Below are 25,539 nucleotides of genomic sequence, written 5' to 3'. Positions count from 1 at the left end.
AGCCACTTCAAATAAAGTGGCTTAAAACTATTATGGATACTATAACCTCTTATAAGCTGAAGTTATTAGTCACTGTATCGCTTTCCTTATAACGAGCTATGGCTTTCTCCACTAATTCTTTAGCTTCGTGCTCATCGCCCCAGTTTCCAATTATAACTTCCTTATTTTCCAAATCTTTATACGTTCTGAAAAAGTGCTCTATTTCCTTAATAGTGTGTGGATTCAAATCTGAAAATTTGTGAACATCGTCTCCCATAGGATCTGAAACTGGAACACAGATAATTTTTTCGTCAGGACCTTTTTCGTCAGACATATTCAAGACACCTACAGGTCTAACCCTAGCGACACAACCTGGGACAACAGGATTGGTAAACAACACTAATACATCTATAGGGTCATTATCCAAAGCTAAAGTCTCTGGAACAAAACCATAGTCTGCTGGATACATCATGGATGTATGTAACATCCTATCGAAACGGATTTGTTTTAGGTCAAAATCGTACTCATATTTATTTCTACTTCCCCTTGGGATCTCTATCAAAACGTCAAATGTCATAATCGCTTGTTTATGTAAATTTTAAGGACGGCAAAAATAACAAAAACTTTGACTTTTAAATAAAAAATACGCAAATAAAAAGACCTCACTTGAAAGTAAATTCCAAGTCAGATCTTTTTATTTTATTAAAACTTAAGAAGAAATTCTTGTTTTTTTGACTTTAAATCAAATTTAGCTGCGTCCCAAGTTGGATATTGATTGGGATCTATAGTTCCAGACATCGCCCAAGGTTCTGAGGGCATTCCATCTGACTCACGATCCATTGTTTGATTTCCATTAAGGTCATGATATACTGAGATCGCGTAAGAGCCGTAAGCCACGTCTTCAAAGGTCACTTCTGAGCCTTTTTCATCTACTTTTACTATTTTTCCAATAGTAGGTATTCTTAAGAAATTGTCCTTTTCAAAAATTCCAACATAAAGTTCTCCTTTAGTATCCTTTACATTTTCAAATCTAATGGTTAAATCTCCCTTGTCTTGAGCTACAAGACTTTGAAGAGAAAATAGTAAGGCTAAGGTCATTAATTTTACAATAGTGTTCATGATGTTTGGGTTTTAAGTTCACATCAAAAATAGAATGAAAGCTTCATTGTATTCTTAATTAATTGACGAACAGTTGAATACTTAAGATGAACGGTAAAATATTCAGAAGAAAAGAAACTTTTTATTAAAACCGATAAGTCAAGAAAAGGTTTGGGGTCAACTCTAAATTTCTGACGCGAATATTTTCTACAGTGGATCCAGACTCATCTAGCCTGAAAAACTGATTGGTTAAGGTGTTACTATTCAAAAGATTCAAAATACTCAAGCCAGTTTCCAAGGCTGTAGTATCAAGGTTGAACGTATAACTTCCTGTAAAATTAAGCTGAAAGTAATCCCGCAAATTGGCTTCGTTTGGGCTTAAAAAATTGAGACTTGGATTGGTTTGTGGAGATAAAATTGGATTTTCAAGATCTATATCTGTGGTAGGCTTTCCTGAGAAGTAGCGCCCACCAAAAGACAATTTGAGCTCATCTGAGTCGTAGCTTATTCCAAAAGCTGAGCTTTGTCTGATTTCAAAATTATTAGCAAACTGCTGAGGATCAAAACTTTCGAAATCATAACTATTATCCATTATAGAAAAGTTGACCCAAAAAATGAACTGATTAACTCTTTTTTGAGCAAGTAACTCGACGCCAAAAACCTCATAATTTCCGCTTAACCGCAAAAACTCCAATTGATTTTGAAAGCCCTGACTGCTTGAAGAAATACTTTCTACTTGCTTATGGTATATGCTTCCCTGAAACAACCATCCCTTTTTATTGAAATTTAGTCCAAGCTCGTATTGGAGATTATTGATTATAGGAAAATTATTTTCATCTGCCAAAATCCAACGCCGCTTTTCCAATCCAAAAAAATCTTGCTGCTGATCGATCACTTGAGTGAGAGTTTGATTTTTTTGCTCTGCTAAAATGTTCCATCGCCAATGGCTATGCATCTGATAGCTAAAACTAAATCTTGGCTCTATCCTTACCTCGTCAAACTCAGAGTAATATTTTCCGCGAAGACCAAAGCGAGTCATTACTTTTTCATTTTTGGAGGTATAATTCAACTCCGTTATAGCAGAATGAGTGGTGAGCACCCTCTTTTCTCTTTGGATAACATCTGGTGAAATTACCACATTATCGTTTCTCACTCCTACTTCTTTGTATTGATAGCCCGTATTGAGTATGAATTGTTCTGATAATTGATGGTCATTCTTCAAGTTCAATCCAAGATCGGTCACTTGATTTAGTTGATTTAAAACCTGGTTGGAGGAAACAGACCGATTGGTAGCATCCAACTTATAGAATGAAGAAGTAAGACTAATGTGAGTTGAATTTGTTGCGTTCCAAGGAAAACTGTAATCTAGATTCAAAAGAAAGTTTTCTTGTTTAAAATCGTTTTGCTTTTGTTGCGAATTAGTTTCTAATACTTCGTTAAAAACCAAATTATTTTGAATACCTAATACATCTACATGTAATGTGCTATTATTATCGAAACTATATTGATATTGTAAAGAAGCATCATAAAATTGGAGACTCTGTTCTGTGGTTATAGTATTTGTATTACCTAAACCTAAGTCTTCTATCTCGGTATTTTGAAATACTTTATCCGTAAATCTATCGTAAGTAGGAGATTGCCATACATCTGTAAGCGAACGCCTTGCCGTAAGCTGTAAGGTTGACTTGTCGCCTAATTCTAAAAATGAACTTGCGTTTGCACTCAAAAAATTAAGCTGAAATTGAGTAGTGTAATCCAATGTATGTTCTCTAGAGGTAATATTTATAACCGAAGATACCCCTTCGTCGAAAAAAGCAGAACTTCCATTTTTATAAACATCAATAGTATTGTTAACCAAAGGATTCACGGCAGAAATCATCCCGAAGAAATGACCAGTTTGATAAAGTCGTACGCCATTCCAAAGCACCAAATTCTGATCGTGTGTTCCTCCTCTAACATTAATTTGGGCGATAGTTTCATCTGTATTCACGATGCCTGGAACATATTGCAAGCTGTGAAGAACATCTGCGTTGATGAGACCAGGAAGTACACCAAACTCTTGAGGCACTATACGTATACTGTTGTCTGTATTTAAGGATATACCCTTGGTTAAATAGTCCTGCAAAAGAATTTCATCAAGTTGAATTTCTTGAAAAAGATAAATAATACTACAGTTTTCTGCATTTGATTGAGTTTGTGCTCCTCTGGTATTGAAATACTTAGGATGATAGAATTTTAGTTCTGATAGCTCAAAGGTAGAATCGACAAAGACTTTGCCCATGCCGTTAGATTCTCCCAAAATCTTAGTATTCTGGTATATTCCCACTCCAGAAACAGGAGACAGCGAATTTGCATTTAAGAATGTATAGCACTTAAGATTCCTATTATAAGAAATGCTTATATTTTTTTCAGTTACAAAAGTAAACTCAAGAGGAAGTTGTTGTTCTAAAAACTTTAAATCTAACTTAAGTTCAACGTTTTGAGGAGCAAGAACTCTAACATCAGACAACTCTTCAGACAAATAATTGAAGGACACACCGTATTTATCTTCTAGGGTAACAAGTAACTCAACAAGACTTAACTTTTCAGAAGATTGGCCAAAAAGAGAATTGACCGACAAGATTAGCAGTATTAAAAAAAGAAATCTTATAAAGGGTTTATCTGGTCTCATCCTCAACAAAAATAAACTTATTTTTGTTGACAACTTTGAAATTGATTTGATACGTTTTTACTAAGATATCTAAAGCCAGGGAAAGATTATCTGAAGGTAAACTTCCTGTAAAACGCTCGTTTTGATTGAGCTTAGATATATCTATTTCTATAGTATAGTCTTTTTCTAACTGAAGGATGACTTCAGACAAAGGAGCGTTTTTAAATACATTCTTAGTGGATATCCAGTCTGGCTGGTCTATGTACACATTACTTTGCACTACTTTACGTCCATTCTGAAAAGCAACAAATTGGTCTTTTTCCAAAATGATTTCATTTTCTAACGAGGTCACTCTTACTGACCCTTCATAGCAGACTACTTTAAAAATAGAATCTCTGGACTCAACACCAAAGCGAGTTCCTAAAACTTGGACGGTTCCCAAATCGGTTTTAACCGTAAATGTTTTTCCTTTAGCCACATCAAAATAAGCCTTACCAAAGAGTTTGGTGGTCCTGTCGAAGCTCCAAAACCAATTATTAAATTGAAATTTGCTATTTTGAGCTAAAATAACTTTAGAGTCATCGGGAAGCAGAACCGTTTCTTGGGAGTTGATTTTGGATGTAAAATCTTTATTGGATAAAGTAAAAACGAGTGTCGATACTCCTATTATTAAAAGGATAGTCGCCGCTATGGACCAGTTAAATTTAGTTTTTCTATGGCTGGATTTTTTCTTCTCGATAGCCTTATAAACCTCATCTTTTTTAAACTCTGGCTTTTGAAAATGCGCCGAATACATTTTGATCTTCTTTAATGTATCAAATCCCTTTGTGTTTTGGACAGCCTCATCATCTACTTTACCGTCGAGCCAATCTGCTAAGTTGTATTTTTGTTTCATTTCTATACTATCTATTTAAAGAACAATCAAAAAAGGCTTTACCCTACTTGAATTCGTCAATTTGTTTTCTCATCCCCTCTAAAGCTTTTTGCATGCGCTTCTCTACAGCCTTTACACTTATGTTCAGAATTTCTGCTATTTCTTTATAAGATCTATTATCAATCCGATGGAGCAAGAAGGCAGTTCTTTGCTTTTCTGACAAGTCTTGTATAGCTTTTTCTAACTTTACCTTAAACTCTTTCTCCTCCATCTTATACTCTGGGCTTTGGAGATCTTCAGTTTGCTGAGGCTCAGTCTTTGCGTACTTCAAAACTACCTTTTGATGCTTATATTTATTTAAAGAAATATTATTGGCCACTGTATATAAATAAGATTTTGCCTTTGCAAAAGGAACTTTTTTACAATTCTCCCAAAGCTTTATAAACGCTTCCTGTACAGATTCCTCTGCCATAACCTGATTACCAAACTTATAGAAGAAGTAATTATTTATCACTTCTGAATTTTTGCTATAAATCCCTTCAAAAACCTGTTCTTCACAGACGTTATCGACGAGTTGTTTCTCCATAGGATCTCATTAACTAGTTTTATATAAAACAAATGACAATATATAAACCCTAATTGGATGTTAGGGTTTATGTGGAAAAAGTTGTTATATCTTAAGATAGGTTTTATTAAATTTACAGATTATGAAACAATTATACGTATTTGGTTTCTTTTTTATTTTACTCTCTTGTCAAACTGAGGAATTTTTTGAACAAGTGGATGAAACTTCAAGTCTTACAAGTCAAAGTGAATTGACTGGATTTATCTCCAGACTTAATCAAAACCCGACTGCTTTTGATGATTTCATTGATAGTTCGAATAGCCTAAGCCTTGAATTTCCATACCAGATTACGATCAATTCCACTAATACCTTCACCCTAAATGAATTTGATGACTATCAAGCGGTTATAAACGAACTAATTTCCCTGCCCAACGACTACAGTATTGATATCACTTTTCCAGTCCAGGTATCCCTTCCTAATTACGAACTCCTCAACATTGAAAATGAAATAGCCTTGATCACTGTCTTAAATACAGTGGAAGGTAGTACAGAAATTAATTGTCTAGAATACACCTTCCCTATACAGCTTAATGTGTTTGATAGCGACAATAATTTTATAAACGAAAGGTCCATACAAAATGAGGCTCAATTTTTCAACTTTTTAGACAATTTAAAGCCGACTGATGATTTTTATGAGATCGCTTACCCTATAAAAATTAGAATAGACACTACTGTTCAAAATATAGTATCAAATTTAGAGTTAGAAATCGCTATACGAAACCTTACCGAGAATTGTTTTAACCCCTCTTTATTTATAAATAGCAGCACACAACTTCAACAATTTGTTGCTTTTATCACCAGTGGAGAATTTGAAGTCACTTCCTTTAGTGATGAAGAACAAGATGAAACAGATGATTACGTTGATTTTGTTTTTACTTTTAATACAGACAACACTATTTCGGTAATTAATACCACAAGCGGAAACTCTTTTACTGGTGAATGGACTGCAGAAATTGATGAAGAAGAACTGATTTTTGAGCTGGATTTTGAAAGCAATGAACTGTTGGAAGAGTTTGATGAAGATTGGCTGGTCGTTAGGTTTTCAAGTCCAAATACTATTGAACTTTACGACGAAGATCTTGATACTGATGAATTGAGTATTTTAATATTTGAAAAACTCTAACTTATAAATTACTTGTTAATGAATTCTAATCAACCGACTATAAAGGATTTAAAATCTAAATTAAACGTTTTGAACGCTATTTTTTATCTAGCACTATTAGCATGGTTAATTCTCATTGTAGTTATCCTTGTAAGGCTTTTTACTTCCCAAAGCACTCAAACACTATTCATTGTTTCTATCCCATTGGTTGGGGCACTTTTGATTTTAAGTCAGATCAAAACTAGGATTAAAAATGAAATAGAGAATTCCTAAAAGTCCGCCCTTTATAAATAGCTTTATGTCCTTTAACTTCCTTAAACATTAATTATCAGCTAAATATCGCTTTACCCTTCTGATAATTATCTAGCCTAAAGTGCGGCGTTATTCTAAAACCAGTATTTGACTTAGGATGTTTGCTCCCTTGGGAGCGGGGCAGCAAAAATTCGGCAACCTTATGCGAGGATTTTTAATCACTAGGAAAGAAAACGGAGATGCATTGGTTAGATATAGCGTTTCCTATCTCAGATTATTCTTTTGATACCTTATAATCGTAGAGTTTAAAGTTTGTAAAAAGCTAAGTAAATGCAACTTATCATTTATGGATTAGATTGCAGATGCGATAGTAGTTACGTCTTTATCTTGGCGCTAGATTGATTTATAATGAATCGACCAAAATATCATCTAACTGCTGTTCTGAAATACCTCTCGAGGTTAAGCTCACGACTTCAAATAAAAGACATTATAAATTTGATACTATAGATAAATTAGTAGCGAGGTAAAACCATTATCAAAATGAATTAAACCATTGGATCAATAAAAAGTATAGCATAAAAAAACCCCTATTTGGCAATCCAAATAGGGGGTTAAAATAGAGTCTTGGACAACTTCTAGTCGTCCAGTAAATCTACATAAGTTTTAATCGCATTTTTAATACTATTGGCAAGTTGTCTATTGCCATCATTATCCTCTGGGCTAATTTCAATGACTCCATTTTCATTTCCATCTGTAGCGCCAGTTAAATCGACAGAATTAAATACTGAAGTTAAATCAAATTCAAAAATAATTGTGTTATTATTATCCTCGGTAATCACAAGATTTTGACCAGCATCTTCGTAATCTACTTCAAACTCTTCACTAAAAGTGTGGAAAAATTCAAATTCTGTTCCTGAAATCGTTCCTCTCATCAGGATAGATTTTTGAAATAAATCACTATTTGGATTAGTGCTTCTATCCATTTCAAACTCCACTTCCTCATATTCTCCAACGGGAATTTCGACGTTGATCACTGTAATCACTTCCGAAGTTAGACTCAGTTCAAAAGGACCATTTAATTCAAAATCATCGTCACTTCCGTAACTTTCGTCGTTATCATCGCCATCATCATCAAAATCGCAACCATCGTCGTCAGACTCTATAGCATAAATACTAAAGTCTGCTCTAAAATAGATTTCAGTTCCACTTTGCAATTCAATTTCGTAGGCGTAAGGATCTTCATCCTCGTCGTCGTCATCTTCTAATTCTCCTTTACAGAAGGGATCGTTTGGATAATTGTCCTCTAGATAAGCCACGATCTCACTAGGTAATTCTTCAAAAGTCAAATAATCATCATCAGAACCAGATGAATTTCCATCACCAAATCCGTCAGCAAAATCGAATTCAATATTTTTAATATTGATAAAAAATGCAGCAACTTCTACATTAGCAGCAGATTTAGCATTGGCAGAGGTTCCGTTAGCAACGGCCTTAATTTCTAGGTTAGATTTAGGAGTATTTCCTAAATTTGGATCTGAGACAGAATCGTCTGAGGAGCAGGAAAACATTAAAGCTAATCCTAGTAGACCTACTGTTGGTTTTAAGAGTTTCATTATGTGTTTATTTTATGTGTTCAAGTATAGAACAACACAAAACCAGCTTACCCTACTTTAGAATTTATTTATTTTTAAAAATGGAATCCAAAGCCACCTGTCACCCCAAATTTTCTGGCGCTTGGTAGATCATTGTAGTTACCCCTAAAGTGGAAATCTATTCTTAAGATCCTAAATATATTATCAATCCCTAAGCTGTAGGACCAATAGGGCTCTCGGCTTGGCGCTCTTAATATTGGATTGGAAAAGGAGGCATTGAGCAACTGATTCTCTTCTGAAATGCTCCCTGCAACTGCTCTCACCGAAACAATTTCTCTTAAATCCAATTCCCGAAGCCAAGGTATTCTGGAAAAGAATCGACCATTGAAGTTATGTTCAAAGTTAACGCTCGCGTAAGTATCTGTTGCAAAATCATAAAAATCTAATAAAGGAAAGGTGCCCTGTATGGAAAACAAGGTTTGGTTACCTGGCACAATGCTTAGCAAACTTAAAGGAACAGCCCCAAAGGTTTTTCCTACTTCTACGGTGGATATAAAGCTGCCAAAGCCCCCAATTTGGATAGGCTGTCTATAATAAAACTGCAGCTTCTCGTAGTCGAAATCACTTGTGGTAATAGTGTTCAGTCCTTTTGTGTAATTGAAAAAAAGTTCTGGATATTTATCGGTATTTACCGTGAGGCGCTCCACACCATAGCCGGTTGTTTCACGACCTGGAGAAAATCGTATAATAGAAGATACTTCTACTTGTTGTGTTATAGCCTTAGTTTCGGTACGTTCTGGATTCGTAAAGTAATCTAAACTAAACTGATCTGAAGCCGATTTTAAACTTTTAAAATTACCCTCAAACCTTATATTAAAGTTTTTGAGAGGCTCAAAGCTGATAGAAAAACTGGACAAGTTTATGCTAGTAAGGCTCGTATTGGCTCCAACTGTAAGTACCGAAGAGGAAGCCAAGTTTCTCCCTAATACATCGGTAGAATTAGTAAGACTAGCACCAAGTTGCTCCACGTCTCTTCTATTTCCCCCAGCGATAATCAATCTCATTTTTTGATCCAACAGCCATTTCCCTGATATACCATACTTGAACTTATCATCTCCAAATCCATAAGCCAAGAAGCCCTGAATTCTCCAAGGATCATTTTGAGAAAAATAAGTTCTTCCCCCAGCTCTTACTCTTACCCCTTCTACTTCATTAAAGCCAAAGGTTGAAAATACCGGACCAAAGTCCCATCCATTTTGCTCCCAGTATCCTGTAGCTAAAATAGTTCCTACATTATATATTCTCTTAAACGCATCTACAGTTTTAAGGGTATCTAGAGTTTTATAAACCTGCTTTTCATCTTTGTTTAATTCCTCCTGGCGATTTTGAGTCCAAAACTGATCATCTCTATTATAAATAGCTTCATTGTAGACCTCTGGCTGGTAATTGTAAAAGGCATTTCCTTTAGGTTTATCGAATACATAGTTATCGTACAGGGTAGTACGTTTTCCATAGACTCCACGAGATTCCTCTTTTTTAGTTAAGGAAAAATCGGTCATAAATAGATCCTTGGTAATCAGAAATACAGAATCGTTAAGCACATCAAACTCTTGTTCGATATAGACGTCTTTGATCCAGTTGATATTAGCGCCTTTGGACATGGCCAAATTTATTTTCTTGATCGCCCAAGTCGTGTCATTTACCCAAAAATCTCCTTTAAAATTGAGCTCACCTTTTCGCCTAGGATAATACACAATGTTATAGCACCACTTATCTTCTATATAAGTACTATCCGTAAGCACGTAATTATAATTATCTACACCAGTAGTAGACAGGGGACTTACAAAACTTTTATCAAAAAATTTGATATAATTATTATAGACATCGTATTCTGCGTAGAGGTCTTTAATAAAGGCAATAAGATTTTGGTTATTGCTAAATCCCGAATTTTTATTCCCGGTTAAAATTTCCTTCTCCTTATTTAAGATATTGCTCCCATAAACTTTAGCAGCTGCTTCGTTAAGAAAAATAGGTAAGTAAGATTTTCCAGTAACAGCATTTGTATCTAAGTCATCAAAAATAAACTCCATACCATTGAAAATTCTACTATTTATAAGCGAACTATCTATAGTGTTGAGATCAAATTCAAGTTTTTCATACTTATCGTATTGATATTGATCAAATTTTTTGATTCCATTCTCCCTCCTATTTTCCCATATTTTTTTTAAAATATCAATAGCAGGATTATTTTTCTTTGAGGTTTTTCCAGAATATACGATGACTTCGTTTAGTTCTGCTGAATTTTCTTCAAGATTAACCTCAATATTATAAGTGGTCTTTTTATTCAGAGGAAACTTTAAATTTTCAAAACCCATAAATGAAAACTCAAGGAAGGTGTGATTTTTATCCGATTGAAGGTAGAATTTTCCATTTTCATCAGAAATTGTTCCTTCTGAAGAATTAAAAAATACAACATTCACGTAGGGAATTGGCTTACCAGAGGTATCGTAAATATTGCCACTAACCTTGGTTTGGGCTAAAGCAAAACTAGAAATAAGGGCAAAAAGAAGTAATAGACTATGTTTCATTCAACTGCAAAAGCTTCAAATGCAATTTTATGCAAATGAAGCTTATTTTTTAGGTTAGGTTATGTTAAATATATAAAACTTTTTTAACCGCTTTTATAACATCCTTACTGTTGGGCAACCATTCTTCCAAAAGGACAGGAGAGTATGGGGCAGGGGTATCTGCAGTATTAAGCTTCACAATAGGCGCATCCAGGTAATCGAAAGCTTCATTCTGGACTTTATAAGTAATATCTGTAGCTACATTACCAAAAGGCCAAGCTTCTTCAAGAATTACCAATCTATTGGTTTTCTTTACAGATTTTAAGATAGTTTCATAATCTAAAGGCCTAACGGTTCTAATATCGATAATCTCACAAGAAATATCATCCTTTTCAAGTTCTTCTGCTGCTTTATAAGCTTCTTTTATAATTTTTCCGAAAGAAACAATGGTCACATCCGTACCTTCTCTTTTTATATCTGCTTTACCTAAGGGTATTGTATATTCTTCTTCAGGAACTTCTCCTTTATCACCATACATCTGTTCACTTTCCATGAAAATAACAGGATCATTATCTCTGATTGCTGATTTCAAAAGCCCTTTAGCATCATAAGGATTGGAAGGAACCACAACCTTAAGCCCTGGAGTGTTGGCAAACCAACTTTCAAAAGCTTGAGAGTGGGTTGCCCCTAACTGACCTGCAGAACCCGTTGGGCCTCTAAAGACTATTGGGATATTAAACTGCCCTCCAGACATCTGTCTCATCTTGGCAGCGTTATTTATAATTTGATCAATTCCTACTAAAGCAAAATTGAAGGTCATAAATTCAATAATAGGTCTGTTTCCGTTCATGGCAGACCCTATACCAATGCCCGTAAAGCCTAATTCGGAAATAGGTGTGTCTATAACTCTCTTTTCTCCAAACTCATCTAGCATACCTTTGGATGCTTTGTAAGCACCATTATATTCAGCAACTTCCTCGCCCATCAAATAGATAGACTCATCAGCTCTCATTTCTTCACTCATAGCCTCTACGATAGCTTCTCTAAATTGGATTGTCCTCATTTAAATGTATTTTTTTTTATTAAAAATAAAGCACAAAAGTAGCAATTCATAATTCTAAATACTATAAGAATCTTATAAAAATTTTATTATGCATGCATAGTATTTTAGAGCCAAAACTATTATATTTGTTCTATAATACTTTAAAAATCGATGTAATGAAAATATTAGTATGTATAAGTCACGTACCTGATACCACTTCTAAGATTAATTTTGTGGACAACGACACCAAATTTGATACCAATGGAGTTCAATTTGTTATCAATCCAAATGATGAATTTGGTTTAACGAGAGCGATGTGGTTTAAAGAAAAACAAAATGCCACAGTAGATGTAGTGACTGTAGGAGGTAAAGATACAGAACCAACAATTCGCAAATGTTTAGCTATTGGCGCAGATACTGCTTATAGAGTAGATACTGAGCCTCTAGATGGTTTTCAAGTAGCGAAGGAATTGGCCAAAGTTGCGAAAGATGGCGAATACGATTTAGTGATTGCAGGTAGAGAATCTATAGACTATAATGGAGGTATGGTACCTGGAATGTTGGCTAAACTTATCGGAGCCAATTTCATCAATACATGTGTGAGCTTAGAAATTGAAGGAGAAACGGCAACAGCGGTTAGAGAGATGGATGGAGGTAAAGAAACAATTAAAACAACTTTACCCTTAGTTATAGGTGGTCAAAAAGGTTTAGTAGAAGAAAGCGATTTAAAAATTCCTAATATGAGAGGAATTATGATGGCTAGAAAAAAACCTTTAAATGTCATAGAGCCTTTATCTTCTGAAATTCATACTGAAGCTAAAAGCTTTAGAAAACCAGAACCCAAAAGTGAAGTCACTTTAATAGACGCAGATAATTTAGATAAACTAATAGACTTACTTCATAACGAAGCAAAAGCTATATAACTTTAAAAAATATAATATGTCAATTTTAGTATATACAGAATCGGAGAATGGCAAACTTAAGAAAGCTGCTTATGAAGTCGCTTCTTATGCCAAGGGAATTGCAGATCTAATGGGGACTAGCGTAACTGCGGTTACCGTTAATGCAGAAAATGTAGAGGAATTAGGTCAATATGGTGTCGATAAGGTTTTGAAGGTTTCCAACGATAAGCTTTCAAAATTTAATGCTGATGCCTATGCTGAAGTGATCACACAAGCAGCTAAAAAAGAAGGTTCCAAAGTTGTAATCATTAGCCAAAGTGCTAATGCGAAATATATGGCACCACTTCTAGCAGTAGATCTAGAAGCTGGATATGTCTCTAATGCTGTGAAGCTTCCAACAGTGGATGAGGGATTTAATGTAGAACGTACAGCTTTTACAAACAAGGCTTTCAGTATAACCTCTATTTCTACAGATGTAAAAGTTTTAGGGTTATCGAGTAATTCTTACGGTCTTAAAGAAAATGAATCTTCTCTAACGCAAGAAGAATTTTCTCCAGAACTTACCGATGAAAATTTCGGAATTACGGTAGAGTCTGTAGATAAAAATAAAGATAAAGTAAGCATTGCAGATGCGGAGGTCGTCGTCTCAGCTGGAAGAGGAATGAAAGGTCCTGAAAATTGGGGAATGATTGAAGAGCTTGCTGAAGTTCTTAATGCGGCAACAGCTTGTTCAAAACCCGTAAGTGATATGGGTTGGAGACCTCACGGCGAACACGTTGGACAAACAGGAAAACCTGTGGCTACCAATTTATACATTGCTATTGGTATTTCTGGAGCTATACAGCATCTCGCTGGTATAAGCGCTTCCAAGAATAAAGTTGTGATTAATACAGACCCTGAAGCTCCATTCTTTAAAGCTGCAGATTACGGTGTTGTGGGCGATGCTTTTGAAGTTGTCCCACAATTGATTGAAAAACTAAAGGAATTTAAAGCGAATAACTCATAATTTTTATAAATTGTGCCCTTAATAATGGGCGGTCTAATTTCTAAGATATCCTTAAAATTAGACCGCCTTTTTATTTAACAAAATGTAGTATGAGCCTAGCTAGACTTAGCATAAAAGGAATATCTTATAGTCAAACGCAAAATGGTGCGTATGCACTATTATTGAGCGATATGGATAGTGATAGACAATTGCCAATAGTTATTGGAGCTTTCGAAGCCCAATCTATAGCCATCGCCTTAGAAAAAGAAATAAAACCTCCACGACCTCTTACACACGATTTATTCAAATCATTTTCAGATAGATTCAAAATTACCGTTAAGCAGGTTATTATCCATAAACTGGTAGATGGAATTTTTTATTCTAGCTTGGTTTGTGAAAGAGATGGTATTGAAGAAACCATAGATGCTCGCACAAGCGATGCTATAGCTCTCGCGCTCCGGTTTGATGCCCCTATTTTTACCTATAAAAATATTCTAGACAAAGCCGGTATTTACTTAAAAGATAAAGGCGAAAGTAGCGATATATACGACTCTGAAAATATAGACGCTACCGAACGAAAAGAATCCAAAGAAAAAACAACTTCATTTAAAAGTGAGTTTAGCCAAATGACGACAAAAAAACTAAACGAACTTCTCGACAAAGCCGTTACTGACGAAGATTATGAGCGCGCTGCAAAAATTCGTGATGAAATTTCTAAACGAAGCTAAGAAATGAAACATTTGACTTGGGTACTCCTACTGTGCCTGCCTACTTTATTAATGGCCCAAAACATCCAGGGGACTTGGGAAATTGATATCAAAGAACAGCAAGACTCGGTCCTCTATTTAGAAAATGAGCAGACTATAGAGTTTTTAGATTCCGTTTTTACAATCCAACATTCTACAAAAGATCTCGCACATCAAGGGAACTTTTCTACAGAGGGTAGTGAGCTCATATTGAAACCTGAATTAAGTTCTTTAAACGACATTGTCTTTGATTTTCAGTTTTCTTCTGATTCTGTTTTGAGCTTAACTTCTGAAAAATTCAAGCTACAACTCAATAAACTAAATACTACTGAATCCATTTCAGAAATAGCGGCCTCTAAGGTTATTATTTCCAATCAAAATTTTAGTTTCAATAGCTTATGGAGAGGCGTTTTGGGCATGTTCAGTTTACTCCTTATCGCTTATATCCTGAGCAAAAATAAAAAAGCCATTAATTGGAAAACCGTTGGGTTTGGATTATTAGCCCAACTTATCTTGGCCATTGGCGTATTAAAAATTCCTTTTGTACAGTCTGCATTCGAATTTGTAGGAAATATCTTCGTAAAAATCTTGGATTTCACTGCAGCTGGAAGTGAGTTTTTACTTGGAGATTTAATGGACACTAGTACTTACGGCTATATTTTTATTTTTCAAATCTTGCCCACTATTATTTTCTTTTCAGCACTAACTTCTATCTTATTCTATCTAGGAATTATTCAGAAGGTGGTGAGCGGATTAGCTTGGGTACTTTCTAAATTATTAGGAATTTCTGGAGCAGAAAGCTTAAGTGTTGCAGGGAATATATTTCTTGGACAAACTGAAGCCCCACTGATGATTAAGGCGTATTTAGAACGCATGACCCGTTCTGAAATCCTATTGGTGATGATTGGTGGTATGGCAACTGTGGCTGGAGGGGTCCTTGCTGCCTACATAGGTTTTCTTGGTGGAGATGACCCAGTTATGAGGTTAGCATTTGCAAAACATTTGCTTGCAGCCTCCGTCATGGCAGCTCCTGGAGCTATTGTTATTTCCAAAATACTCTATCCCCAACTAGAAAAAGTAAATACCAACGTAGAAGTATCTTCAGAAAAAATAGGTTCCAACATCCTAGATGCTATTGCCAACGGTACTACCGAAGGTTTAAAACTTGCGGCGAATGTTGCAGCAATGCTCCTCGTGTTTGTAGCCTTAATCGCTTTTATTAATTATGGATTTGAAAAGATTGGAGATATTACCAATCTGAATGTATTAGTTGCCCAAAATACACCTTACGATAAGTTTTCATTGGAAGCTGTTCTAGGGATTATCTTTGCTCCACTCATGTGGCTGATAGGGGTAGCCAAAGAAGATGTAATGCTCATGGGACAGCTTTTAGGGATAAAACTAGTGGCTAGTGAATTTGTTGGATATATTCAGCTAGCAGAACTCAAAAACACTGCAAATGCCCTGAGTTTAAACTTCGAAAAATCGGTCATTATGGCCACCTATATGTTATGTGGATTTGCCAACTTCGCCTCTATTGGTATCCAAATTGGAGGTATAGGTTCGCTGGCACCAGGACAACGTAAAGTTTTATCAGAATTTGGTATGCGCGCCCTTATTGGCGGAACCCTAGCCTCTCTCATGTCTGCTACTATTGCAGGGATGATTATCGGTTAGTACATAAAGTAGTCAACCTAGAAAAGTATCCATAAAAAGGCTTTATAGAATTTTACTATTCATGACGTATTACTAAGAATACACAGAAACCGAGTTTCACTACAAATGGACTCGGATAATAAGTGTCGTTAAATTGAGATAAAAAATAGTTGATTATCGATCTCTGAACATTAAAATTTCTATTTTTGGATGTCCCTAATACGATGTTTATGAAACAGTACCACGACTTAATTTCTCATATTCTTGACAACGGAATCCAGAAAGGCGATAGAACAGGAACAGGAACCAAAAGCGTGTTTGGCTACCAGATGCGATTTGATCTTAACGAAGGGTTTCCGCTGGTAACCACCAAGAAAATTCATCTCAAATCTATCATTTATGAATTGCTATGGTTTTTAAAAGGGGACACCAACATTTCCTATTTGCAGGAAAATGGCGTTAAAATCTGGAATGAATGGGCCAACCAAGATGGAGATCTTGGCCCAGTATATGGCCACCAATGGAGAAATTGGAATTCTGAAGATATCGACCAAATTGAGGAATTGATTCACACCTTAAAAACAAATCCTAATAGCCGAAGAATGATGGTTTCTGCTTGGAACCCAAGTGTTATGCCAGATACTTCAGATTCTTTTGAAGACAATATAGCCAATGGAAAAGCAGCCTTACCACCTTGCCATGCCTTCTTCCAGTTTTATGTCGCTGAAGGGAAATTATCCTGTCAACTCTATCAACGTAGTGCAGACGTCTTTTTAGGTGTGCCCTTCAACATTGCCTCTTACGCTTTGTTTACGATGATGGTTGCACAAGTCTGTGATTTAAAATTAGGTGATTTTATTCATACGTTTGGAGATGCCCATATTTACAACAACCATTTTGAACAGGTTGATCTCCAACTCTCCAGAACTGCAAGACCCCTTCCTACTATGAAGCTGAACCCGGAAGTAAATTCTATCTTCGATTTTAAATTTGAAGATTTTACTTTAGAAAATTACGATCCACATCCACATATCAAAGGAAAAGTGGCTATTTAAACTTTGGTTAATTCTTTTAGAATAGGTCTTGCTCAGAGTCATTTTTTAGTAAATTCCATTTTAATTAATTATGATTCAAGAATTTTTAAAAACGAGAACCTTTACAGGAGATCTCTGCAAGCCTCTTCAACTAGAAGACTTTGTTATACAACCTGTTGAGTTTGTTTCACCTACAAAATGGCATCTAGCCCATACGACTTGGTTTTTCGAAGTATTTGTACTTACCAAATTCAGTAAAGATTATAAGTTATACAATGCAGATTATCCTTACCTCTTCAATAGCTATTATGAAGCAAAAGGGGATAGAGTGATGAGAACTGATCGTGGTAATTTATCAAGACCCTCGGTAGAGGAAATTTTCAACTATAGATCTCATGTCACTAACGCATTATCAAAGCTGTTAGATTCCAATCCTAATCACAATGAACTTTTATCCATAGTAGATATTGGCATCCATCATGAAAAACAACACCAAGAATTATTGTTGATGGATATTAAATACTGTTTTGGTCATAATCCTCTTTTTCCAGTCTATGAAGAAAGTTTTGATGAGCAATCTTCCCAAGAAAAAAACCAAAACTGGCATTCCGTTAAGGAAGGACTTTATAAGATAGGCCATTTCGGCAAGGGATTTTGCTACGATAACGAAACTGAAGCTCACCAAGTATTTCTTCAAGAGTTTAAGATTCGAGATGGGCTTGTCACTAACGGAGAGTTTTTAGAATTTATAGAGGATGGCGGTTATAAAGATCCGTTGTTATGGCATGCCGAAGCCTGGGATTGGATCCATGCTGAAAACATAAACTATCCCATGTATTGGCAAAAAAAAGAGAAAGGTTGGTTTGAGTTTACTTTAAATGGTTTAAAACCATTAAATTTAGACCATATTTTAAGTCATGTCTCCTACTTCGAAGCTGCTGCCTTTGCTCAATGGAAAGGGTATAGATTACCCACCGAATTTGAATGGGAGATCGCCCAAGAGAAATTCGATTGGGGAAAACGCTGGGAGTGGACAGAAAGTGCTTATACCCCCTATCCAAACTACAAAAAAGCAGCTGGCGCTCTTGGAGAGTACAATGGCAAATTTATGGTCAACCAAAAAGTATTACGCGGTGGTTCTGCCCTCACCTCAAGCCATCACACTAGGAAAACATACCGAAATTTTTTTCACCCTCATATGAGATGGCAGCAAAGCGGTGTAAGACTCGCCAAATAAATCGACAATCACACAATGAACAATACAACTCAAACGACAACCCACACAGCTTTTGAAAAAGATGTTATCAAAGGACTCTCAGATTATCCGAAACATTTGTCTTCCAAATTTATTTATGATAAAAAAGGAGATAAACTATTTCAAGATATCATGGCCATGCCAGAATATTATTTAACGACTTGTGAGTACAATATCTTAAAGCACCAGTCTTCAGGTATTGCTGAAAAGTTTAAGCTTAAAGAAGGGTTCGACTTAATCGAACTAGGTGCTGGTGATGGAAAAAAAACTAAACTTTTACTAAATCACCTCGTCGAAATTGAAGCCAATTTTAATTATTTACCAGTAGACATTAGCCAAAATGTACTGGATGAACTTGGAAATGCTTTAAATAATGAATTACCAAAAGTAAGCTACGAATTACTTCAAGGAAGTTATTTTGAAGTATTGAACCAGCTTTCTAGTTATAACAAAAGGCAGAAAGTGATTTTAGTATTAGGGTCCAACATAGGAAACCTAATGCACAGTGATGCTGTCGATTTCTTATCTAAAATTGAAGAAAACATGTCTTCAGAAGATTTGTTATTCATGGGCTTTGATCAAAAAAAGCATCCACAAACCGTTCTTGACGCCTATAATGATCCCAAAGGGCTCACCGAAGCTTTTAATAAAAACCTATTCGTAAGAATGAATGAAGAGTTTGATGCAAACTTCGATTTGGATTCATTTTTCCATTGGGAAACCTACGACCCAGAAACGGGAACTGCTAAGAGTTTTTTGGTAAGCCGGAAAACGCAGCAGGTCAAAATTTCAAAACTAGAACTTACGGTTGATTTTAAAGCTTGGGAAACTATCCATACAGAAATCTCTCAGAAATACGACGATGAAACCGTAGAATGGCTAGCTAGTGAGGCTAACTTAAATATCGACAGAGTTTTTGAAAGTGAAAATGGTTATTATAAAAATTATACCTTTAAAAAAAAATGATATGAAAGCACTTTGGAATGGACAAAAAATAGCTGAAAGTGATGAAACAATAATCGTAGAAGGGAATCACTATTTCCCAGCTTCCAGTATTGACCGCGCTTATTTTGAAAATAGTGACTACCATACTTCTTGCCCCTGGAAAGGAAAAGCTTCCTATTATACTTTAGTAGTAAAAGGCGAAAAAAATAAAAATGCAGCATGGTATTATCCCGAAACAAAATCTAAAGCCAATGCTATTGAAAACTATGTAGCATTTTGGAAAGGAGTAGACGTTGTGGAATAGAGTTTTTAATTAAGAATTTTCACGCAACTCATTTAATAACATTTCTAAGTCAGTTCCCGTGTTGAAATATTGAAATCCAACTCGAATTCTACCTCCTCGATAAGCACTTAAGATTCCTTTGTCTTGCAACTTCTCCATTAATTTTTCATCTCCTTTTAGACTGAATATATTCTGATAGGCGTCTGCGTTAATAATTTCGTTATCCAGTAAATTCATCTCCAAGAATTGAGCTTTGGCTTGTTTTGAAAGTGTTTTGATGTTTGATTCAATAAAATCGATTCCCACTTTATTGTAGTGAAATTCTAAAGCAAATTTCAACCTTGCAACTGCAAGAATATCATAATGCCCTGGTTCAAGGAATCCGGTTAACCTTGGTTCACCCTCTGGTTTTGAACTAAGTGAATTGCTCCCGATAGTTTTAAAATTGAATCGATTCAAAAAGCTATCTTTTATTAGGAAGAAAGCGTTCCCCAAACCAGCATTAATCCATTTATAACCGCTTGTCCCAAAGACATCAAATGGGGAGTTCTCAAAATCAAAAGACTCAGTACCGCAATATTGAGTCGCATCCACCATAAAGCTCACGCTTGGAAATTCATTTTTAAGCTCTTTTAAGGCATCCATACTAAATGTTATACCACTTATGAATTGAGACATACTAAACATGAAAAAATCTGGACTTTCCTCTGAGAAGACTTTTCTTAAATTCTCGTATAAGTGATGATTAATATCAACTTCATAAATTTGAAAATGCCGAGATTTCACTGGCAAATTAACTGAAGGGTAATCCTGTGTTAACAAAACAACTTTAGAGGAATCCGACAAATCATTCAAAATCAGATTGAATCCTGTTGAAAAGTTATTGAGAAGACCAATATTCTCAGCTTTGGAATTATAAATTTTAGCGATTAACGATTTGGTATCTTCAATAATCTGGTTTTCGTATTCATTGGTAAACACGCTTCCTCTTAATCTATAAGCTTCCTCCATATCCTGTATCTTTTTGGAAACTTCAGAAGAAAGTACACCTGTAAAAGGTGTGTTTAAATAAGTATAGGTAGAGGTAATGGGAAATTCTTTTTTTAAATCTATCATGTTCAAGTCTGTGAAAGTATTAGTAAATTTGGAGCTCTAATATACTGAAAATGGATTCAAATAAGAAAATTGACCCTGAAGCCATAGAGCTTTATGAAAATGCTCATCAGCGTTTAAAACAAAAGAAGCGATTGGTAACTCATCTTGTAGTATTTATAGCTGGGTCTGTGATTTTCATATTTGTAAATATCGTATTAAATTATATGGTCGATTTCAAGCCTTTTAATAATTATTGGTTTGTTACTGCCATATTAATTTGGCTATTCTTTTTAATCATCCATGCCATCAACGTGTTTATTGTCAATAACCTAATGGGTAAAGAATGGGAAGAAAAACAAATGAACAGACTTGTGGAAAAACAGCTAGAACGACTTCGAAAACTTCAAAGAAAAGTAGATAAAAAGCACCCTATCGATGAGCCAGCTCAAGATAACAAAAATTCTCAATAGACATGATGATTACGATAGTTGCTGCGGCTGCAGAAAATAATGCTCTTGGAAAAGATAACGATTTAATTTGGCGTCTTCCAGATGACTTTAAGAGGTTTAAAGCTCTTACGTCTTACCACCATATAATTATGGGAAGAAAAACCTTTGAATCCTTCCCCAAGCCTCTCCCTAATAGAAAACATGTGGTAATTACCAGGCAGGAAAATTATAAAAATGAGACTATAGAAGTTGTACATAGTCTTGAAGAAGCGATCCAATTCAGTTCTACTGAAGACCAAATTTTTATAATTGGTGGAGGTGAGATTTATAAGCAGGCCTTACCGTTTGCTAATAAAATTGAATTAACTCGTGTTCATGGCGAATTTGAAGCTGACGCCTTTTTTCCTGAGATTGATGAAGAAAAATGGGATCTAGTCAATTCTGAATTTCATGACAAAGATGAAAAACACAAGTATTCATTTAGTTATTTAACTTATACTAAAAAGTAAATCTTCAGTTGTATTGAGTTTAAAACGCGGTTGATTATTTCAACCAAATTTTAAAATCCACTTATACCTATTTGCCTTTTAAAGGCCGTAAAAGATTCTGAATTATTTTTTGATAACGTGATTAAAAAAAGCTAATCATCCGAATTTTACTGTCGGGATGATAAGCATTTTTTTTTCAGAAATGAGAGTGAAAAAAGTCTGTGACGAACATGTTTCGGTAAAACGAATAATATGTCACACCTCAAGGACAAATCGACCTTAAACCTAACAAAAGATTCCTACAATCAGATAACCTATTTTATGTTTTAGCTTTGTTTTATCCAATTCACAATTTCTTCATCCATTGGAGATGTTTGTGGAGAAATCACTTTTTCGAGCTCACCGTTCCTATTTAAAAGATATTTTTGAAAATTCCACTCTACCGAGCTATCTTGTTTATTATTCCATTCCTTATCGGTTAGAAATTGATAGACATCATGTTTATCATCCCCTTTAATTTTAATCTTTCCCATCATTTTGAATTCCACACCATAATTTTCGACACAAAATTTTGATATTTCAGAATTGCTTCCAGGCTCTTGCCCCATAAAATCATTACTTGGGAAACCTATAATAGTGAAATCAGAATCTTTGTAAGTATCATAGAGTTCTTGCAGCTTTTCATATTGAGGAGTAAGTCCACATTGAGAAGCTGTATTTACAATCATAACTTTTTTCCCTTTAAGATTTGAAAATTCAAAGGTATCGCCTTTTATATCGGTGGCTAGAAATTGGTGTATACTGGAGTTCATATTTTTTATTTTAAATGTATTGCAGCCTATTTGACTTAGGCTTTTGTTTATAGATTTTTTGAATATATTTTATCAATTGTATGTCTTACAGTGGCGCTATTCCAATTGGCAGCTCCTGTCTTTTTTATAACGATTTCCCCTTCAGGATTGATAAGAAATGTGGTTGGTAATTTTTGACTTTGTAAACCTTTAGGAGGCTCCGATAACAAGTAATATACAGGGATATCCAGATTTCTTTTTTTCAAAAAAGGTCTTACAAGGTCTTGTGAATCTGAGGTGACAAAGTAGAAGTCTACTTTATTCTTATAATCGCCATATAGTTTTTGCAAATCTGGCATCTCTGCGATACAAGGTGCACACCAAGTTGCCCAATAATTTATGAGTATTATTTTATCTTCAGAATTTTCAAAATTTACCGTTTTACCATCAGCATTTTTCATGTACCACTCGTAATCCGTTAGAGACTCCCTATCATCTTGACTAATTTCAGAAGGACTGAAAGCAATAATTTTATTAATAAAAATCTGAATTGGAAGTCTTGTGGGTGGAAGGATCAATAATATAACTACGACTACAAAAAGAAGACTACTCCAATGTTTTTTAAAAAATTTCATAATCAGTATTTAACTTGTACTTACAAGCTTCAAAACTAAGAAGCCATCTCTCGGAGATGGCTTCTTTAAACATAACATTGTGAAATAAGTTTTAAGCCTTATTATGCTTCTTAATCATATTAAGCGCAGAGCCCTCTTTAAACCATCCAATTTGAGTGTCATTGTAAGTGTGATTTGCTTTGAAAGTGTCTTTCGACCCATCGGCATGAACAACTTCAATAGTTAAAGGTTTGCCTTCTGCAAAGTCCTTAAGATCTACAAAGTTAAACGTATCATCTTCTTGAATCAAGTCGTAGTCACTTTCGTTCTCAAAAGTAATTCCTAGCATTCCTTGCTTTTTCAAATTCGTCTCATGAATTCTTGCAAAAGATTTCACCAAAACGACTCTTACACCAAGATGTCTTGGCTCCATAGCAGCGTGTTCACGTGAAGACCCTTCACCATAGTTATGGTCTCCCACAACTACCGTTGGTATGCCTTCAGCTTTATAAGCTCTTTGTGTTTTGGGAACAGCATCATGTTTTCCATCCAACTGACTTTTTACAAAGTTAGTCTTCATATTAAAAGCATTCACTGCACCAATCAAACAATTTTCTGAGATATTATCTAGGTGCCCTCTATACTTCAACCAAGGACCAGCCATAGAAATATGGTCTGTTGTACACTTACCATGAGCTTTTATTAGCAATTTGGCTCCTGTAAGATTTTTACCATCCCAAGGATCAAACGGATCTAACAATTGAATTCTATTAGAGCTGGGATCCACACTTACATTAATAGAGCTTCCATCCTCTTTGGGCTCCAAATACCCATTGTTTTCAACAGCAAAACCTAGTTCGGGTAATTCTATTCCTTGAGGCGGGTCCAATTTCACTTCTTCACCATCTTCATTGATAAGAGTGTCGTTCATTGGATCAAAATCCAAACGACCAGAAATTGCTATGGCTGCTACCATTTCTGGAGAACCTACAAAAGCATGTGTATTTGGATTACCATCAGCTCGTTTCGAAAAGTTTCTATTAAAAGAATGAACAATTGTATTCTTCTCATCGCCTTTTCTGTCACTTCTATCCCATTGGCCTATACAAGGTCCACAGGCATTAGTAAATATAGTCGCTCCTAAATCTTCAAAAACTTTAAGAAGCCCATCACGTTCTGCAGTAAATCGAATTTGCTCTGAACCTGGGTTAATACCAAAATCAGATTTTGGTATTAATTTTTTATCCACTGCCTGCTTAGCAATAGAGGCCGCTCTAGTTAAATCTTCGTAAGAAGAGTTAGTACAAGACCCTATTAATCCCCAATCCACTTTTATTGGCCATCCATTTTCTTTAGCTTTTGCTCCTAGCTCTCCAACGGGAGTGGCTAAATCTGGAGTAAAAGGACCATTTAAATGTGGCATTAAGGTATTTAAGTCAATTTCAATAACTTGGTCAAAATACTCTTCTGGGTTGTCATAAACCTCAGCATCTCCAGTAAGGTGCTCTCTTATTTTATTGGCTTCATCTGCAATTTCGTTTCTATCTGTCGCCCTTAAAAAACGTTCCATAGAATCATCGTAGCCAAATGTAGATGTGGTCGCTCCTATTTCTGCTCCCATATTACAAATAGTTCCTTTCCCAGTACAAGAGAGGTTTTTAGCACCTTCGCCAAAGTATTCGACGATACAACCTGTTCCTCCTTTTACCGTTAAAATTTGTGCCACTTTCAAGATTACATCTTTAGCAGCAGTCCATCCTTTTGGTGCACCAGTCAACTTCACACCAATTAATTTAGGAAATTTAAGCTCCCAAGGCATTCCAGCCATAACGTCTACAGCATCTGCTCCACCTACTCCTATAGCGACCATTCCGAGTCCACCTGCATTTACCGTATGTGAGTCGGTTCCTATCATCATTCCTCCAGGAAAAGCGTAATTTTCTAAGACGACTTGGTGTATAATTCCTGCTCCCGGTTTCCAAAATCCAATACCGTATTTACTAGATACCGATTCCAAAAAATCAAAAACCTCACTACTGGTATCATTGGCTCTTTTCAAGTCTTTTACAGCGCCTTGTTTTGCTTGGATCAAGTGATCGCAATGTACGGTCGTAGGAACGGCTACATTTTCTTTTCCAGCTTGCATAAACTGTAATAAGGCCATCTGTGCCGTTGCATCTTGACAAGCAATGCGGTCTGGAGCAAAATCTACGTAATCTTTACCTCTATTAAGTTTTTTACTTGGTGTCTTTTCCCATAAGTGGGAATAAAGGATTTTTTCTGAAAGTGTAAGTGGTTTACCAACTACTTCTCGAGCTTTTTCAACTCTTTCGGGCATTTGGCTATACACTTTCTTAATCATATCGATATCAAAAGCCATAGTATATGTTTTATTTGTACTACAAAAATAGTGATTTCAGTTGACTTTAGAAAATATGTAAGATAATAGCAAAATTTCTAACAATAATTCACATCTAGATCAATAATAGTGATTATAATTATGGTATTTACAATT

General features: G+C 35.3%; 23 protein-coding genes. 11 read left to right on the top strand and 12 right to left on the bottom strand.

What is annotated here, in order from left to right; genetic code table 11:
• Positions 1–49 precede the first annotated feature (49 nt).
• From PGOND44_RS10345 to PGOND44_RS10325, 5 genes are all read right to left on the bottom strand, one after another.
• Positions 50–556, bottom strand: a complete 507-nt coding sequence (locus PGOND44_RS10345) for an inorganic diphosphatase (RefSeq protein WP_003441189.1) — start codon at positions 554–556, stop codon at positions 50–52.
• Between the two features lie 125 nt (positions 557–681).
• Positions 682–1,098 (bottom strand): DUF2141 domain-containing protein, encoded by a 417-nt coding sequence (locus tag PGOND44_RS10340; RefSeq protein ID WP_003441187.1) that lies wholly within the window; start codon positions 1,096–1,098, stop codon positions 682–684.
• Positions 1,099–1,222: 124 nt separating this feature from the next.
• Positions 1,223–3,697, bottom strand: a complete 2,475-nt coding sequence (locus PGOND44_RS10335; protein WP_236611985.1) for a TonB-dependent receptor plug domain-containing protein — start codon at positions 3,695–3,697, stop codon at positions 1,223–1,225.
• Between the two features lie 37 nt (positions 3,698–3,734).
• Entirely contained in the window at positions 3,735–4,622 is an 888-nt protein-coding gene (locus PGOND44_RS10330; RefSeq protein ID WP_003441182.1) for a FecR family protein, read from the bottom strand.
• A gap of 43 nt (positions 4,623–4,665) precedes the next feature.
• Positions 4,666–5,187 carry an RNA polymerase sigma factor gene (locus PGOND44_RS10325; RefSeq protein WP_003441179.1) on the bottom strand — a complete coding sequence of 174 codons (522 nt, stop codon included), beginning with the start codon at positions 5,185–5,187 and terminating at the stop codon, positions 4,666–4,668.
• A gap of 121 nt (positions 5,188–5,308) precedes the next feature.
• Between PGOND44_RS10325 and PGOND44_RS10320 the strand changes: the two genes are divergently transcribed.
• The gene (locus tag PGOND44_RS10320) at positions 5,309–6,349 is read left to right on the top strand and encodes a hypothetical protein (protein WP_003441175.1); all 1,041 of its coding nucleotides are present in this window, start codon (positions 5,309–5,311) and stop codon (positions 6,347–6,349) included.
• An 866-nt stretch (positions 6,350–7,215) separates the two neighbouring features.
• Here the strand turns inward: PGOND44_RS10320 and PGOND44_RS10310 are convergent.
• From PGOND44_RS10310 to PGOND44_RS10300, 3 genes are all read right to left on the bottom strand, one after another.
• Entirely contained in the window at positions 7,216–8,193 is a 978-nt protein-coding gene (locus PGOND44_RS10310) for a hypothetical protein (protein WP_003441151.1), read from the bottom strand.
• Between the two features lie 74 nt (positions 8,194–8,267).
• Entirely contained in the window at positions 8,268–10,760 is a 2,493-nt protein-coding gene (locus PGOND44_RS10305) for a DUF5686 and carboxypeptidase-like regulatory domain-containing protein (RefSeq protein ID WP_003441142.1), read from the bottom strand.
• 64 nt (positions 10,761–10,824) lie between these two features.
• Entirely contained in the window at positions 10,825–11,802 is a 978-nt protein-coding gene (locus PGOND44_RS10300; protein WP_003441140.1) for a pyruvate dehydrogenase complex E1 component subunit beta, read from the bottom strand.
• 155 nt (positions 11,803–11,957) lie between these two features.
• On the opposite strand from PGOND44_RS10300, the gene PGOND44_RS10295 reads away from it, so the two are divergent.
• From PGOND44_RS10295 to PGOND44_RS10260, 8 genes are all read left to right on the top strand, one after another.
• A complete protein-coding gene (locus tag PGOND44_RS10295; protein WP_003441137.1) occupies positions 11,958–12,704 on the top strand; it encodes an electron transfer flavoprotein subunit beta/FixA family protein in 747 nt (248 codons plus the stop codon).
• Positions 12,705–12,720: 16 nt separating this feature from the next.
• Positions 12,721–13,689 carry an electron transfer flavoprotein subunit alpha/FixB family protein gene (locus PGOND44_RS10290; protein ID WP_003441134.1) on the top strand — a complete coding sequence of 323 codons (969 nt, stop codon included), beginning with the start codon at positions 12,721–12,723 and terminating at the stop codon, positions 13,687–13,689.
• Between the two features lie 89 nt (positions 13,690–13,778).
• Positions 13,779–14,396 carry a bifunctional nuclease family protein gene (locus tag PGOND44_RS10285; protein ID WP_003441131.1) on the top strand — a complete coding sequence of 206 codons (618 nt, stop codon included), beginning with the start codon at positions 13,779–13,781 and terminating at the stop codon, positions 14,394–14,396.
• Between the two features lie 3 nt (positions 14,397–14,399).
• Positions 14,400–16,091, top strand: coding sequence for a NupC/NupG family nucleoside CNT transporter (locus PGOND44_RS10280; protein ID WP_003441128.1), 1,692 nt, complete (start codon positions 14,400–14,402; stop codon positions 16,089–16,091).
• A gap of 209 nt (positions 16,092–16,300) precedes the next feature.
• Positions 16,301–17,125, top strand: coding sequence for a thymidylate synthase (locus PGOND44_RS10275; protein ID WP_003441124.1), 825 nt, complete (start codon positions 16,301–16,303; stop codon positions 17,123–17,125).
• Between the two features lie 70 nt (positions 17,126–17,195).
• On the top strand, positions 17,196–18,341 hold the full coding sequence (egtB, locus tag PGOND44_RS10270) for an ergothioneine biosynthesis protein EgtB (protein ID WP_003441122.1): 1,146 nt from the start codon (positions 17,196–17,198) through the stop codon (positions 18,339–18,341).
• A 15-nt stretch (positions 18,342–18,356) separates the two neighbouring features.
• Entirely contained in the window at positions 18,357–19,325 is a 969-nt protein-coding gene (locus PGOND44_RS10265) for an L-histidine N(alpha)-methyltransferase (RefSeq protein WP_003441119.1), read from the top strand.
• Between the two features lies 1 nt (position 19,326).
• Entirely contained in the window at positions 19,327–19,608 is a 282-nt protein-coding gene (locus tag PGOND44_RS10260; RefSeq protein WP_040556045.1) for a DUF427 domain-containing protein, read from the top strand.
• A gap of 9 nt (positions 19,609–19,617) precedes the next feature.
• Here the strand turns inward: PGOND44_RS10260 and PGOND44_RS10255 are convergent, their stop codons facing one another.
• Positions 19,618–20,703: an aminotransferase class V-fold PLP-dependent enzyme gene (locus PGOND44_RS10255; RefSeq protein ID WP_003441112.1), complete on the bottom strand. Its 1,086-nt coding sequence runs from the start codon at positions 20,701–20,703 to the stop codon at positions 19,618–19,620.
• A gap of 50 nt (positions 20,704–20,753) precedes the next feature.
• Here PGOND44_RS10255 and PGOND44_RS10250 point away from each other — a divergent pair, with 50 nt between their 5' ends.
• Together PGOND44_RS10250 and PGOND44_RS10245 are read left to right on the top strand one after the other, a co-directional pair.
• On the top strand, positions 20,754–21,152 hold the full coding sequence (locus PGOND44_RS10250; RefSeq protein WP_003441107.1) for a 2TM domain-containing protein: 399 nt from the start codon (positions 20,754–20,756) through the stop codon (positions 21,150–21,152).
• A 2-nt stretch (positions 21,153–21,154) separates the two neighbouring features.
• The gene (locus tag PGOND44_RS10245) at positions 21,155–21,640 is read left to right on the top strand and encodes a dihydrofolate reductase (protein WP_003441104.1); all 486 of its coding nucleotides are present in this window, start codon (positions 21,155–21,157) and stop codon (positions 21,638–21,640) included.
• 305 nt (positions 21,641–21,945) lie between these two features.
• On the opposite strand, the gene PGOND44_RS10240 is transcribed toward PGOND44_RS10245, so the two are convergent.
• From PGOND44_RS10240 to PGOND44_RS10230, 3 genes are all read right to left on the bottom strand, one after another.
• Positions 21,946–22,431, bottom strand: a complete 486-nt coding sequence (locus PGOND44_RS10240) for a glutathione peroxidase (protein ID WP_003441099.1) — start codon at positions 22,429–22,431, stop codon at positions 21,946–21,948.
• Positions 22,432–22,478: 47 nt separating this feature from the next.
• Positions 22,479–23,045: a TlpA family protein disulfide reductase gene (locus PGOND44_RS10235; RefSeq protein WP_003441097.1), complete on the bottom strand. Its 567-nt coding sequence runs from the start codon at positions 23,043–23,045 to the stop codon at positions 22,479–22,481.
• A 91-nt stretch (positions 23,046–23,136) separates the two neighbouring features.
• Positions 23,137–25,404, bottom strand: a complete 2,268-nt coding sequence (locus tag PGOND44_RS10230) for an aconitate hydratase (protein WP_003441094.1) — start codon at positions 25,402–25,404, stop codon at positions 23,137–23,139.
• Positions 25,405–25,539 lie beyond the last annotated feature (135 nt).

The organism is Psychroflexus gondwanensis ACAM 44, assembly GCF_000355905.1.
Lineage (GTDB): Bacteria > Bacteroidota > Bacteroidia > Flavobacteriales > Flavobacteriaceae > Psychroflexus > Psychroflexus gondwanensis.
Note: the sequence above shows the minus strand (reverse complement) of the source record. Positions and strands in the feature narration are given on the sequence as shown.